This window comes from Pseudomonas sp. M5A4_2d (assembly GCF_053345295.1).
Genome location: NZ_JBKEZW010000001.1, coordinates 1,127,786 through 1,141,446, shown reverse-complemented (window position 1 = coordinate 1,141,446; position 13,661 = coordinate 1,127,786). Strand labels below are relative to the sequence as shown.

The 13,661-nt window shown below is 61.6% G+C and carries 12 protein-coding genes and 2 pseudogenes; 5 read left to right on the top strand and 9 right to left on the bottom strand.

Annotated elements, in window-relative coordinates; genetic code table 11:
• Positions 1 to 25: 25 nt before the first annotated feature.
• The 3 genes and pseudogenes from ACLBW8_RS05225 to ACLBW8_RS05215 form a co-directional block, all read right to left on the bottom strand.
• Entirely contained in the window at positions 26 to 994 is a 969-nt protein-coding gene (locus ACLBW8_RS05225; protein ID WP_064454933.1) for an ABC transporter permease subunit, read from the bottom strand.
• Positions 995 to 1,007: 13 nt separating this feature from the next.
• Positions 1,008 to 2,540 carry a sugar ABC transporter ATP-binding protein gene (locus tag ACLBW8_RS05220; RefSeq protein ID WP_447804783.1) on the bottom strand — a complete coding sequence of 511 codons (1,533 nt, stop codon included), beginning with the start codon at positions 2,538 to 2,540 and terminating at the stop codon, positions 1,008 to 1,010.
• A 144-nt stretch (positions 2,541 to 2,684) separates the two neighbouring features.
• Positions 2,685 to 3,335, bottom strand: a pseudogene (locus ACLBW8_RS05215) (zinc-binding dehydrogenase); the annotation flags it as partial.
• Here ACLBW8_RS05215 and ACLBW8_RS05210 point away from each other — a divergent pair.
• The 4 genes from ACLBW8_RS05210 to ACLBW8_RS05195 all read left to right on the top strand — a co-directional run bounded on the left by ACLBW8_RS05210 (position 3,270) and on the right by ACLBW8_RS05195 (position 6,698).
• The gene (locus ACLBW8_RS05210) at positions 3,270 to 3,533 is read left to right on the top strand and encodes an N-acetyltransferase family protein (protein ID WP_447804782.1); all 264 of its coding nucleotides are present in this window, start codon (positions 3,270 to 3,272) and stop codon (positions 3,531 to 3,533) included. The pseudogene ACLBW8_RS05215 and the gene ACLBW8_RS05210 overlap by 66 nt on opposite strands.
• Positions 3,534 to 3,717: 184 nt before the next feature.
• Positions 3,718 to 5,067, top strand: coding sequence for a sensor histidine kinase (locus ACLBW8_RS05205; RefSeq protein WP_447804781.1), 1,350 nt, complete (start codon positions 3,718 to 3,720; stop codon positions 5,065 to 5,067).
• On the top strand, positions 5,052 to 5,435 hold the full coding sequence (locus ACLBW8_RS05200) for a response regulator (RefSeq protein WP_064452353.1): 384 nt from the start codon (positions 5,052 to 5,054) through the stop codon (positions 5,433 to 5,435). Before ACLBW8_RS05205 ends, ACLBW8_RS05200 begins: the two co-directional genes overlap by 16 nt.
• Positions 5,436 to 5,444: 9 nt before the next feature.
• Positions 5,445 to 6,698 carry an EAL domain-containing response regulator gene (locus ACLBW8_RS05195; RefSeq protein ID WP_447804780.1) on the top strand — a complete coding sequence of 418 codons (1,254 nt, stop codon included), beginning with the start codon at positions 5,445 to 5,447 and terminating at the stop codon, positions 6,696 to 6,698.
• A gap of 26 nt (positions 6,699 to 6,724) precedes the next feature.
• Here ACLBW8_RS05195 and ACLBW8_RS05190 read toward each other — a convergent pair whose 3' ends face one another.
• On the bottom strand, positions 6,725 to 7,723 hold the full coding sequence (locus tag ACLBW8_RS05190; RefSeq protein WP_447804779.1) for a succinylglutamate desuccinylase: 999 nt from the start codon (positions 7,721 to 7,723) through the stop codon (positions 6,725 to 6,727).
• A gap of 90 nt (positions 7,724 to 7,813) precedes the next feature.
• Here ACLBW8_RS05190 and ACLBW8_RS05185 point away from each other — a divergent pair.
• A pseudogene (locus tag ACLBW8_RS05185) lies at positions 7,814 to 8,353 on the top strand (TetR/AcrR family transcriptional regulator); the annotation flags it as partial.
• On the opposite strand, the gene ACLBW8_RS05180 reads toward ACLBW8_RS05185, so the two are convergent.
• The 5 genes from ACLBW8_RS05180 to ACLBW8_RS05160 are packed head-to-tail and all read right to left on the bottom strand — an operon-like array spanning position 8,309 to position 13,589.
• Positions 8,309 to 9,307, bottom strand: coding sequence for a DMT family transporter (locus ACLBW8_RS05180; RefSeq protein ID WP_447804778.1), 999 nt, complete (start codon positions 9,305 to 9,307; stop codon positions 8,309 to 8,311). The pseudogene ACLBW8_RS05185 and the gene ACLBW8_RS05180 sit on opposite strands and share 45 nt — an antisense overlap.
• Positions 9,304 to 10,002, bottom strand: coding sequence for an ABC transporter permease (locus ACLBW8_RS05175; RefSeq protein WP_447804777.1), 699 nt, complete (start codon positions 10,000 to 10,002; stop codon positions 9,304 to 9,306). The genes ACLBW8_RS05180 and ACLBW8_RS05175 overlap by 4 nt, the downstream gene beginning before the upstream one ends.
• Positions 10,003 to 10,009: 7 nt before the next feature.
• A complete protein-coding gene (locus tag ACLBW8_RS05170) occupies positions 10,010 to 10,714 on the bottom strand; it encodes an ABC transporter permease (RefSeq protein ID WP_221294684.1) in 705 nt (234 codons plus the stop codon).
• Between the two features lies 1 nt (position 10,715).
• The gene (locus ACLBW8_RS05165; RefSeq protein WP_064452347.1) at positions 10,716 to 11,570 is read right to left on the bottom strand and encodes a transporter substrate-binding domain-containing protein; all 855 of its coding nucleotides are present in this window, start codon (positions 11,568 to 11,570) and stop codon (positions 10,716 to 10,718) included.
• Between the two features lie 24 nt (positions 11,571 to 11,594).
• Positions 11,595 to 13,589 (bottom strand): aminotransferase class I/II-fold pyridoxal phosphate-dependent enzyme, encoded by a 1,995-nt coding sequence (locus ACLBW8_RS05160; protein ID WP_447804776.1) that lies wholly within the window; start codon positions 13,587 to 13,589, stop codon positions 11,595 to 11,597.
• Between the last annotated feature and the right edge of the window lie 72 nt (positions 13,590 to 13,661).

Sequence of the window (13,661 nt, the reverse complement as noted above, 5' to 3'; positions counted from 1 at the left end):
TCTTGTGATTGTTGTGGGAGTGAAATCAGGTACGTGCGCCGGATTGGCGATAGCGATCCAGCGCCACCGCGCCAATGATCACGATGCCCTTGATGATGTACTGCCAGATATCCGACACCCCCAACAGCACCAGGCCATTGGTGAGCACCGCGATAATCAGCGCGCCGATCAACGTGCCGCCGATGGTGCCGACGCCGCCGGTAAAACTGGTGCCGCCGAGAATCACCGCAGCGATCGCATCCAACTCATAGGACTGGCCCAGTTGCAGGCCATTGGCGGCAAACAGGCGCGAGGCGCTCATCACCGCGCCCAGCCCGGCCAATGCACCGGACATGGCGTAGACGAACAGCAACACCTTCCACACCTTGATCCCCGACAGCCGCGCGGCCTCCGGGTTGCCGCCCACCGAGTAGATCTGCACGCCCATCACGGTGCGGCGCAGGATGAACCACGACAAAAGCACCACCGCCACGGCGATGACCACCAGCCACGGCACGCCGAGGATCGAGTCATTGCCGATAAACGCGAATGGCAGGTCGGGGTTGAACACGGTTTTATCATCGGCCAGCAAACGCGCAAGACCACGCATGGCAGTCAGTGCGCCGAGGGTGACGATGAACGGTGGCAAGCGCATGAATGCAATCAGCCCACCGTTGACCAGGCCCAGCAACAAACCGAAACCGATCCCGGCGGCGATCCCGAACATGCCGAACTGCGGCGACATCGACGCCTGTAGCGCCACCACGGCGGAGGCCGCGAGGATCGCGCCGACGGACAGGTCGATGCCCGCCGTGAGGATCACAAAGGTCATGCCCGCCGCCAGCACCACGTTGACCGAAGCCTGCTGGGTGATGATCGACAGGTTCTGCACGGTCAGGAAGTTCTCGCTGGCCAGGGCAAAGCCCACCAGCAGCAACACCAGTACCGGCAGCATGCCCACCGTGCGCATCAGCTCGCGGACGCGTTCGGCCTTACCCACCGCCGCAATTGTCATCGTGTTGTTTGAATCAACCATTGGCAGCCACCTGATCGCCACCGGTGGCGAGGTCAATAATACGTTCCTGGGAAATAACGTGGCCGGAGGCCCCGCCAACTTCGGCCACCAACTGGCCTTCGCGCATGATCAGCACACGGTCGCAGGTGCCGATGATTTCCGGCAGCTCGCTGGAGATCACCACGATGCCAACCCCGGCCAGGGCCAGTTGATTGATGATGCGGTAGATCTCGGACTTGGAGCCGATGTCGACGCCCCGCGTGGGTTCGTCGAGGATCAGCACATGCGGCTTGACCTCCAGCAGCCGCGCCAGCAGTACCTTCTGCTGATTGCCGCCGGACAGCGCACCGACATTGACCTTGCCGGAGGCCACGCGAATCGACAGCGACTTGATCGCATCATTCGCGCGTTGCGCGGCATGGCCACGGTCCAGCACACCACCCGCGTGGGCATCCGGCACACAGGCACAAACGTTGATGTTGTCGGCGACGCTCATGTCCAGGAACAGGCCCTGGGCCTTGCGGTCTTCGGTGAGGTACACCACGCCGGCGCGGATTGCGTCCGCCGGGTTGCGCAGTTGGGTAACGGTCTTGCCCACCACTTCCAGGGTGCCGGAGGTGCGCGGGTCGGCGGCGAAGATCAGCCGTGCCAGTTCGGTGCGCCCTGCCCCGACCAGCCCGGCGATGCCCAGCACTTCGCCGGCATGCAGGTCGAAGCTGCAATTGCGCACGCGCTTGCCATCGGCCATGTCGCGCACGCGCATCACTACGTTGCCGGGGTTATAGGCGGCGTGTTCCTTCTTGTAGAAACCGGAGAGGTCGCGGCCGACCATCATTTTCACCAGTACTTCGGCCGACAACGCGTCGCGGGTCAGTTCGCCAATGTACTGGCCGTCGCGCAGCACCGAGACCCGGTCCGACAACTCGTAGATCTCGGCCATGCGATGGCTGATATAGATGATCGCCAAGCCCTGGCTACGCAGTTGTTTGATCAGCGCGAACAGCCGATCGGTCTCGCGCGATGACAGCGGCGTGGTCGGTTCGTCCATCACCAGGATCCGGGCGTGGGCATGCAGCGCACGGGCGATTTCCACCAACTGGCGCTCGGCAATCGACAGGCTGCTGACCGGCGTCGTGGGTTTGAACTCGGCGCCCAGCCGTTGCAGCACCTTGATGCAGCCGTTCTGCATGCCTTTGCGGTCGATGGTCCAGCCACGCCGCAGTTCACGGCCCAGGTAAATGTTCTCGGCCACGCTCAGGTTCGGGCACAGGCTCAGTTCCTGGTAGATCACAGCGATGCCGAGGGTTTTGGCGGTGGCGGGGTCAAACGTGGCGACGGGCTGGCCGTCAATGCGGATTTCGCCGCCGGGGTCAGCCTGATAGGCGCCGGAGAGGATTTTCATCAAGGTTGATTTGCCGGCGCCGTTCTCACCCATCAAGGCGTGGATTTCACCGGGGTAAACCTTCAGGCCGACGTTCTTGAGCACCCGCAAACCATTAAAGGTTTTGCTGATGCCCTGCATTTCAAGCAAGGGTTCAAGGCTCATGCATGAGCTCCTGGAATTATTATTTTTGTAGTCGAACGCTGCCGACTCTATTCCAGTTGCATTTCGTTACGCAAGCGCTTGCGTCTGCCGTTTATCGCTTGGTTAAACGTTTCATCAGCTCAATAAATGTGAAGTTAGCGAATTTCATGGATGGCTGAACGCCTCCCCTGAGGCGGCTTCGATGTCGTCGAGTTTGAAACGGTGCGTCACCAGCGGCGACAGGTCCACCCCGCTGCTGGCCACCACGGCCATCAAGCGGCGCATGCGTTCCTTGCCGCCAGGGCACAGGGTCGACACGATGCTGTAATCCCCCAGCCCTGCCCCAAAGGCATCATAGGGAATACGCAAGTCGCTGGAGTACACCCCCAGGCTGGACACACGCCCGCCCGGGCGCAGCACCCGCAATGCTGACTCGAACGTGCCTTGGGTGCCCAGGGCTTCGATCGCCACATCCACTCCGCGACTGTCCGTGAGGTCCATGATCTGCTCAACGACATCGCCTTTCTTGAAGTCGACGAGATGAGTGGCCCCCAGGCGTCGGGCCACGCCCATGCGCTCAGTCACGCCGTCGACGCCAATGATCATCGACGCGCCCTTGAGCCGTGCGCCCACCACTGCACACAAGCCGATAGGCCCCAGGGCAAATACCGCCACCGTATCGCCAATATTCACCGCACCACGTTCGGCGCCGGAAAAACCGGTGGACATGATGTCCGGGCACATCAGCACTTGTTCGTCGCTCAGGCCGTCGGGAATCGGGCACAGGTTGGCCAGCTCATCGGGGACCAACACGTACTATGGCAACGCCTGGGGCTGGGGCGCATTTTGATGCAGCACCTGATGACGGCGGCGCGAGCCAATGGCTTCAAACGGATGTACACGGTCGATGCGGCGACTAACCTGCCACTGCGTGAACTGACGCATGCGCTGGGATTTAACAGCGTCACAGACCCCGATGACCGTACTCAGATCATCAGCAGTGTGGCGCTCTGAGCGCATTGGCACAGCAAACGACTCATACACTCGTTTGAGTGTATTCGTACCGTGCTGGTCGCAGCATCTGCTATTGTCCAAGGACCTCATCTCCTCCTCATCGCGGTCATGCGATTTTCTGTGAGCATGCTCTGCGGCCGTGTTCTGAACACGGCCGGGTCTGATATGCACGGACAACACTGCATTGGACAAAACCAGCCCTGGCGCAGCGCCCGAATTACAATCACGGGCCGAAAAAATCGTCGAGTTCAAACGCCAGAAGACGCTGCTCAAGACCGGCGCCCTGCAAGATGCAATCTTCAACAGCGCGTACTTTTCGAGCATCGCCACTGACGAAAAAGGCGTGATCCAGATCTTCAATGTTGGCGCCGAGCGCATGCTCGGCTATGCCGCCGACGACGTGCTCAACCGCATCACCCCCGCCGACATATCCGACCCCGCCGAACTGATTACCCGTGCCGCCGCCCTTAGCCTGGAGCTGGACACGCCGATCACACCGGGCTTCGAAGCCCTGGTGTTCAAGGCCTCACGCGGCATCGAAGACATCTACGAACTGACCTATATCCGCAAGGACGGCAGTCGCCTGTCGGCGATGGTCTCGGTAACGGCCCTGCGCAATCGCCACGACACGATCATCGGCTACCTGTTGATTGGCACTGACAATACCGCGCGCAAACAGGAAGAAGCCGAGCGCAAAGGCTTTGAACGCGCGCTGGAAGAAAAGAACCTGGAACTGGAACACGCCAGCCACATGAAGTCCGAGTTCCTCGCCACCATGTCCCACGAGCTGCGCACGCCGTTGAACGCGGTGATTGGCTTTTCAGAGGCGTTGAAGGATGGTTTGGTCGGCGACATGAGCGAGGTGCAGCGCGAGTACATCGGCGACATCTTCACCAGCGGCCAGCACCTGCTGTCGTTGATCAACGACATTCTCGACCTGTCCAAGGTCGAGGCCGGGATGATGGACCTGGAGCTGGAGCCTGTGGAACTGGCGGGGTTGCTCGCCAACAGCTTGTTGATCGTGCGCGAAAAAGCCGCCTTGCAACGTATCCAATTGAAGCTGGAATGCGAGGAAGATTTTGGCACCCTGGAACTGGACCTGCGCAAGACCAAGCAGATTATCTACAACCTGCTGGCCAATGCGGTGAAGTTCAGCGCACACGGCGGCTCCGTGACCCTGGCGGTCCGCGAGGTCAGCCTCGCGCATGTCGGCCACATCCCCGGCGATTGGCCCGCCCACGGCTTCGCCCTGCAACCCAGCACTCACACACAGTTCCTGGAGCTGAGTGTCAGCGACACGGGCATCGGGATCGCCGAGGACGACATGAGCAAGCTGTTCAAGGCATTCAGCCAGATCGACAGCAGCCTGGCGCGCAAATTTGAAGGCACGGGTTTGGGGCTGGCAATGGTCAAGCAACTGACCGACCTGCACGGAGGCAGCGTCGCCGTGGCCAGCCGCGAAGGCTTGGGTACGCGCTTTGTGGTGTGGCTGCCGCTGCGCCGCGCGCCGGAGGCTGCATGGCTGACATCCTGATCGTCGAAGACAACGAGGCGAACATGCGCCTGGCGCGGTTGTTGCTCGTCAATGCCGGGCACGGCGTGTTGTGGGCGGCGGATGCAGAAACCGGCCTGACCCTGGCGCGGGAAAAACAGCCGGCGCTGATATTGATGGATATCCAGTTGCCGGGCATGGACGGCCTGGCCGCCACCTCGTTGCTCAAGCAAGACCCCAATACCGCACACATTCCGGTGATCGCCCTGACCGCCATGGCCATGAAGGAAGACCGCGAAAAGACCCGCCTGGCCGGTTGCGACGCCTACATCATCAAGCCGCTGCGCTACAAAGAGCTTTACCAGGTCATCGACACTTTGCTGCAACAGCACATCAGCCCCCACCTGTGAGTCCTCTCCATGGCCAGCCAACCTGCAACGCTGTTGATCGTTGACGACGAACCCCAGATTCGCAAATTGTTGGAAACCCTGCTGCAGCACGAGGGCTACCAGACCCTGAGTGCGAGCAGCGGTGAAGAGGCCTTGCAGCTCGTGGCGCAACAACCGCCCGACCTGATCCTGCTGGACATCATGATGCCGGGCATGGACGGCTACGAGGTGGCCAGCCACTTGAAGGGCAACGAAACCACGGCAAGCATTCCGATCATCATGTTGTCGGCCCTCAGTGAGCCGAGCGCGCGCGTCAGTGGGCTGGAATCCGGCGCCGAGGAGTTCATCAGCAAACCGGTGGAACGCGTCGAGCTGTGGCTGCGGGTGCGCAACCTGTTGCGGCTCAAGGAGCGCGGTGATCAGTTGAAGGTTCACAACCTGATGCTGGAGCACCAACTGCAACGGCAAACGGGCGAGCCAACGGGGTTGAGCGTGCACGACCTGGCGCGCCAGGACTTTGAAAAAGCCCTGCGTCAGGCGGTGGAAAACCGTGAGTTCACCCTGCACTACCAACCCAAGATCGAGCTGGCTGGCGGGAAGATATGCGCCCTTGAGGCCTTGCTGCGCTGGGAGCGTCCCGGCTATGGCACGGTGTCGCCGGCGGTGTTTGTACCCGTACTCGAGAGCCTGGGCTTGATTGTGCAGGTCGGGCGCTGGGTGATCGACAGCGTTTGCCAGCAAATCGCCGTGTGGCAACGCGGCCTGATTGGTGCCGTAGAGGTTTCGGTCAATGTATCCGGTCACCAATTGATCGAGGGCGACCTGATTGCCGATATCGAACGCATCCTGAGGGCAACCGGGGTTGCGCCCCATTGGCTGGAGGTTGAGCTGACCGAAAGCTCATTGATGGAAAACACCCAGCACACCATCGCCAGCCTGCAACGATTGCGCACAATGGGCGTGAAAATCTCCATCGATGACTTCGGCACCGGCTATTCAAGCCTGGCGTATCTGCGGCGGTTCCCGATTGATACGTTGAAGATCGATATCGCGTTTATCCGCGAAGTCACCACCAACCCGCAAGACGCGGCGATCACCCGTACCATCATTGAACTGGCCCATAGCCTGAGCTTACAAGTGGTCGCCGAAGGCGTGGAGACCCAGGAACAGCTGGCGTTTTTGAAGCAAGCCGGCTGTGATCAGATTCAGGGGTATCTGTTCAGTCGGCCATTGCCCGCAGCAACCCTGGAGCGCCTTTTGTTGGAACGCACGCCGCCGTTGTAACCGCGAGGTTTAAGCCGCGGTTGTTCCTAAGGGTCGAGCACCCCGCCGCTGTAACTGTCGGATAACCGCGCCCCGGTAAATTTCGCCACCACCGAACCCTGCGCCACCAGGCGTTCGCGATGGGCTGTGACCATGCGCCCGGTTTGCGCGGCGTGTAAAAACACTTCTGACGCCGCATCACCCGGCCGCCCGATGATCCTGGCGAAACGCTCGCCCTCCTCGACCTGGTCGCCCAGGCCCTTTTCAAACACCAGCACTCCGGCGCGGGGCGCGAGGATGGTTTCCATGCAGCCCATGTCCACTGCCTCGCCTTGCCATTCGCTGATCGCGGCCACTTCGTCGATCACGCCGTTGATGCACAGCCACGCCCACAGGCCATCGACATCCTGTTGCGCCAGGGCATCGCTGACATCCGCTTGCCCGCGCAATTCGATAGTCGCCGCCAGCCGTGGCGCGCCGTGATTGATGATGGTTTCTTCAAAGGAGCCGTCGCCGCCGTCATCCCAGACGATCACCACATCCACCTGCATGGCCGCCGCCAGCGCCAGGCCTTGCTCCGGCCAGAAGCTGCGATGAATGTAGAGGTAAGGCAGTGCCTCATCGTCGGTGTGCAAGTCCAGCACCAGGTCGGCATCGGCGGCCAGTTGCACCAGGCTCTTTTGCCACTGCGCCAGGTTGCTCGCCGGGCGCTCCATGGCAAGGGAATGATCGAAGGCACGATTGAAATTCTGCCCGGTGGCCTCGTGAAACCGCCCCAGCAGGCGGCCCTGACGAAATTGGCCGATACCAAACGGGTTGGCCTGCGGCACTACGGTGACACTGCCTTTGAGCCGGCCCTGTGCCTGGCAAGCCTGCAAGCGCGGCAACAGTTGGTGCAGCACCAGCATCCCGGCGATTTCATCGGCGTGCACGCCCGCTTGCAGGTGCACTGATGGCCCGCTGCCGTCGCCTTCATAGCGCCAAGCACCGATGTGCAGCGCGTTGCCCGCATCACCCGCCACCTGCCACGAAAGGTCGTTTGCCATGCCTTGCCCTCCTCTCATCATTTAATCGCTAGAGATTGAACACGCGTTCAACTAACCTGTGCGCTCTGGTCTTTCATCAAAGGCATTCCCGTGACCATCGACCCTCCCAAACTGCGCCGTGCCGACCCCGATGAACGCCGGGACTTGCTGATTGCCGCCACCCTTACCAGCCTGTCCCGCGACGGGCACGCTGGAATTTCCGTGCGCAAGATTGCAGCGCAAGCCGGTGTTTCAGTGGGCTTGCTCAATCATCATTTCGGCAGCATCGATGCACTGATCGCCGAGACCTACCACAAGCTCGCCAGTGAATTGACCAGCGCGTTATGGGCGCAAGTCGAGTTGGCCGAAGGCGCCGCCGCGCGCCTGGATGCGTTTCTCAGTGCATCCTTTTCACCACGCGTCATGGACCCCGACCTGCTCGGCGTGTGGGTGGTGTTCTGGAGCCTGATCCGCCACTCGCCCCACGTAAATCAGTCCCATGAAAACAGCTACCGCGCTTACCTGGCGCTGATCCAGCAACTGCTCGACGACCTGGCCCGCAGCGAAAGCCTGGTGATCCACGACAGCCACCTGGCCGCTATCGGCTTATCGGCGATGCTTGACGGGCTCTGGCTCGAGGGGTGCCTCAACCCCGGCACTTTCAGCCCCGCCAACGGCCTGCACATCTGCCGATGCTGGGTACAGGGGTTGCGTCACGGCGCATTCGGCGCCGACCACATCGTGTGATTCGGTGTGGCGGGCGCTGAGCATCGCCAACGTCCCGCTGACTGCGATCAGCACCGCGCCGATGATCAGCGACAGGTCCATCGACGTGCCCCAGATCAGGCTGGATAACAGAAACGCCCAGATCAAACCGGTGTATTCAAACGGCGCGAGCAAGGTCGCCGTGGCGCGACGGAAACTCGCAAACAATAGGAATTGGCCGATGCCACCGACCAGGCCTGCCGCCAACATGCCCAGCCAGGCCGGGGTCGGCGATGGGGTATGCGTCCAGGGCAAGGTCAGCGCCATGCACACCACGAACACCACATTGGTGATCAGCATCTGCTCCAGCACCGAGGTGGTCGGGTCGACCTGGCGCAACTGGATATAGGTAAATGCCCAACACAGCGCAGCGGCCAGGGTCAGCGCGATCGGCAACGGGTCGACCATATTGCTCGGGCGACAGGCGATCACCACGCCGACAAAGCCGATGATCAGCGCAACCCATTGGCCACGGCTGGCGCGTTCCTTGAGGATCAGCGCGGCGAGCAACGTGACCATGATTGGCGCGGAAAAATACAAGGTGGTCATTTCCGCCAGGGTCAGGTCCTTGGCGGCCGTGTAATAGAGCAACCACGCCAGCAGCGACAGCAACCCGCGAATGATCAGCAGCCTGCGGCTCACCGACGTCCATGCGCGGCGCAACAAGCCCATGCGCCCGGCGACCACGCAGGCGCCCACCACCACCAGGCTGCGCCAGAACAGGATGGTGAACACCGAGTAATCAGCCACCAACCATTTGATCACCGCATCCTGCAGCGCCAGGAACGCATAGGCCAGTGAACACAGGGCAATCCCTTGCAACGCGCGATCCTGTTTCATCCGACCGACCTGCGCAGCGGCGTGCCGCGCCGTTCGGCGATGGCGTAAACGCCTTCGATCAGGAACGTCAGGCACAGGTAGACACCGGCCACCAGCAACAGCGGTTGATAGATCTGCAACGTCTGCGCCCGCACCACGTTGGCCGCGCCCAGCAGGTCGACCACGGCTATCGTCGACGCGAGTGCGGTGGACTTGAGCAACATCACCGTCTCCCCCGCCAGGGTCGGCAGCAGCAGACGCATCGCCCGGGGCAGGCGCACCCGCAACAACGCCTGGCGCGGCGTCATGCCGAACGCCGAAGCGGCCTCCATCTCGCCCTTGGGCACTGCCAACAGGCCGCCGCGAATCACTTCACCCACATAAGCGCCTACCGACAGCACCAGGGCAAAGACGATGTACCAATACCCGTCGCGCAGGAATGGCCACAGGAAGCTGGTGCGTATCAGCGGAAATTGGGCGAACAAACTCCCCAGCCCGTAGTAGAAAATATAGATCTGGATCAACAGCGGTGTGCCCCGCAGCACACTGGTGTAGGCCAGCGCACCCCGGGCCAGCCATTTGCGCCGCGACAAACGCGCCAACGCCACCAGCACCGCCAGGGCGAAGCCGAGCACTGCCGAGATCGCCAGCAATGACAAGGTGGTCTGCAGCCCCTTGGCGATCAGCCCCGCGTAGTAACTTATCCATTCAGGCATAGCCCACTCACTCGACAACCGGCATCCAGCGACGAATACGTCGTTCCAGGCGCCCGGACAGGTAGTTGGAAGCCAGCGTCACCAGGTAATACAAGGCGGCGGCCGTGAGGTAGAACAGTAAGTATTGACGGGTCGAACCCGCCGCCTGCTTGGCGGTGTAGAGCAATTCGTTGGTGCCGACCACGCTGATCAAGGCACTGTCCTTGATCAGGTTGATCCACAGGTTGGACATGCCGGCCAGGGCGAACGGCGCCATGATCGGCAAGGTCACCCGGCGGAACAGGCCCATGCCGCTCAAGCCAAAGGCCCGCGCCGCTTCAATCTGGCCATGGGGGATCGCCAGGATTGCCGCACGGAAAATCTCCGACGCATAGGCGCCCTGCACCAGCCCCAATACCAGGATCGCCACCAGCGGGCCGCTGATGTTCACCTGCTCGAACCCCAGCCACAGCATCAACGCGTTCAGGCCCATGGAACCAGCGTAGTACAGCAGCAGGATCAACAGTAACTCCGGCACCGCGCGAAACACGGTGGTGTAGCCGCGCATCAACAAGGCGACCGGGCGTGGCGCGCTGAGCTTGGCGCAGGCCACGACCAGGCCGATCAGCAAGCCCACGGCAAACGAGCCGGCGGAGATTTGCAGGGTCATCCATAACCCTTTTAGCAGTGCGTCGCCCCATCCCTGTTCGCCGAAGCTGAGGAGGTCGAACATCTTATTCGGTCTTCTGGGCGATTTGCTGGTAGGGGCTGTCGCAGACCTTGCTCACATACGCCGGGGTGTCGGCACGCTTGCACGGGCTGACCGACACGCCGAAGTAATGCTCGGACAGGTCATCAAAATCCTTGCTCACCAGCAGCTCTCCGATGGCCTTGTCGAGACGGGCCTTGAGCGCGGTGTCTTCCTTGCGTAAACCGGCACCGACGCCACGCCCGATGATCGGGTCGTAGGGCACGCTGGCGATATGCGCCAGGCCACTGGCCTCGGGGGTTTTGACCATCATCGCGATGGCGGTGTCGTCTGCCATCATGTAGTCGATACGGCCTGCGATAAGGTCGGCGTTGGCCGATTCCTGGGTGTCGTAGTACTTAAGGTCGGCGATGTTTTCGTAATACTTCTTCAGGTAGTTGGCGCTGACGGTGGAGATTTGCACACCGATCAACTTGCCCTTGAGGCCTTGAGGGGTAATGTCCACCGTCGCGCCCTTGGGCCCTGCCACACCCAGCAGCGAGTCGTAGTAGGCACGGCTGAAGGCGATCTGCTTTTCACGCTCATCAGTCACCGACATCGACGAGAAGATCACGTCGATCTTCTTGGCCAGCAGCGACGGGATGATGCCATCCCACGCCACTTCCTTGATCTGGCATTCGGCTTTCATGCCTTCGCAGAGTTTGTGAATCAGGTCCACTTCAAAGCCCGACCACTCGCCGTTACCGCCTTTTACGGTGAACGGTGGATAGGGTTCCGCCGCCACCGCAAACACGATGGGTTTCTCCGCCGCCAGCGTAAAACCTGCGGCCAACATCAACACTGCACCGCTCAACCAGCTTGCCATGGGTCTTGATTTCATGATTTGCCCCGTCTTTTTGTGGAGTTAGCGCGTTTGATGCGCGTTGACGAACTGCCGGCAACGCTCACTGCGTGGGTCGATAAACACCGAGTCCGGCGTGCCGGTTTCCTCGATCATGCCTTGGTGCAGAAAAGCGACTTTGGAGGACACATCCCGGGCGAAGGCCATTTCATGGGTGACCAGGATCATGGTGCGGCCTTCTTCGGCCAGGGAGCGGATAACGCGCAGCACTTCGCCCACCAGTTCCGGGTCGAGGGCCGAAGTGGGTTCGTCGAACAGCATGACTTTGGGACGCATGGCCAACGCGCGAGCAATCGCCACCCGTTGCTGCTGCCCGCCGGAGAGAAACGCCGGGTATTCATTGCGCTTGGCGGCGAGGCCGACGCGATCGAGCAAGGCCTCTGCGCGCTCGATCGCCTCGGCGCGGCTTTCGCGCAGCACCTGGGTTGGGGCTTCGATGAGGTTTTCAAGCACCGTGCGGTGAGGCCACAGGTTGAAGTTCTGGAACACCATGCCGAGGGTCGAGCGGATGCGCACCAGTTGCTTCGCATCCGCCACCAGTGGCGCGCCGGGAATGCCGTAATTGAGCTTGATGCTTTCGCCGTCGACATGAATGCTGCCTTGATCCGGCACTTCGAGCATGTTGATGCAGCGCAACAAGGTGCTCTTGCCCGAACCGCTGGCGCCGATCAGCGAGATCACCTCACCTTCGCGAGCCGTGAGGGAGATGCCCTTGAGCACTTCGATATTGCCGAAACGCTTATGCAGGTCGATGACTTCAATCATCTTCCTGGCTTCGACCGGTTGCAGCACTTCAATCTTTGGCGCAGCCGCGACACGCGGCTCACCGGCGAGCCTGGCAACAAACCCGGCAATACGCTGGCAAGCCTCGGCCAGGCGGGCCTCACCCAAGGTAAACGACAACCGTACAAAGCCTTGCGCCGGCTCACCAAACGCGGCGGCATCGAGCACCGACACGCCCGCCTCGCGGAATAACCGCCAGGCAAAATCCAACGACCCCAGGCCGGTGCCGCGCACATCCATCAACACGAACATGCCGGCTTGCGGCGCCTGCACCTTGATCCCCGGGCACGCGCCGAGGCCGGCCACCACCAGGTCACGGCGGCGCCGGTAGATCTCGCGCATGCCCTGCGTCACCTCATCATGGGCCAGTACCGCCGCCGTGGCGGCCTCCATCACGAACCCGGGCAAGCCATAGAGCATGCTCAATACCAGGGTTTCTGCGTGAGCGATCATCTGCGGCGCAGCAATGATCCAGCCGATGCGCCAGCCGGTCATGGCATGGGATTTGGACAAGCTGCCAATCACAATGCAGCGCTCGGCCATGCCCGGCAGTGCGGCGAGGCTGTGGTATTCACCGTCGAACACCAGGCTTTCATACACCTCATCCACGACGACCCAGAGATCATGGGCGATGGCCAAGTCGGCGATGGCTTGCAGCTCTTGGGGGTTGAGGACCACGCCGGTGGGGTTGTTCGGGTTGGAGAAGAACATCGCCCGGGTACGCGGCGTGATCGCCGCGCCGAGCAATTGTGCATCCAGGCGAAAGCCCGACTCCGGCGAACACGGCACGCGCGTAAGCGTTGCGCCGCTGGCCTTGAGCGTGGCTTCGTAGGTGACGTACATCGGGTCGAGCACCAGCACTTCATCACCGGCTTGCAGCAGGCACAGCGAGCTGATGAACAACGCGTTCTGCGCACCCGGCACGATGATGACGTTTTCGGCTGTCATCGGCCGCGACAGAGTCGTGCTGTAGCGGGCTGCAACGGCGTCGCGCAATGGCGGGCGGCCAGGGATTTCGGTGTAGTGGGTGTCACCGTCGCGCAGTGCGCTGACGGCCGCGTCGGTAATAAAAGAAGGCGTGGCAAAATCCGGATCGCCGACGCTGAGGATGATGATGTCCTCGCCCTGGCTGGCGGCGTGGAACGCGGCGTGGTGGATGTCCCAGGCGGCTACGCCCTGCCCTGCAATCCGCTCAACAAAGGGGGAAAACCGCATGCCAGAGCCTCTCGTACAAGAAGAAAAAGCGCGAACCCGTCTGCTTACAAACGGGTGGATGCGGTCAACATA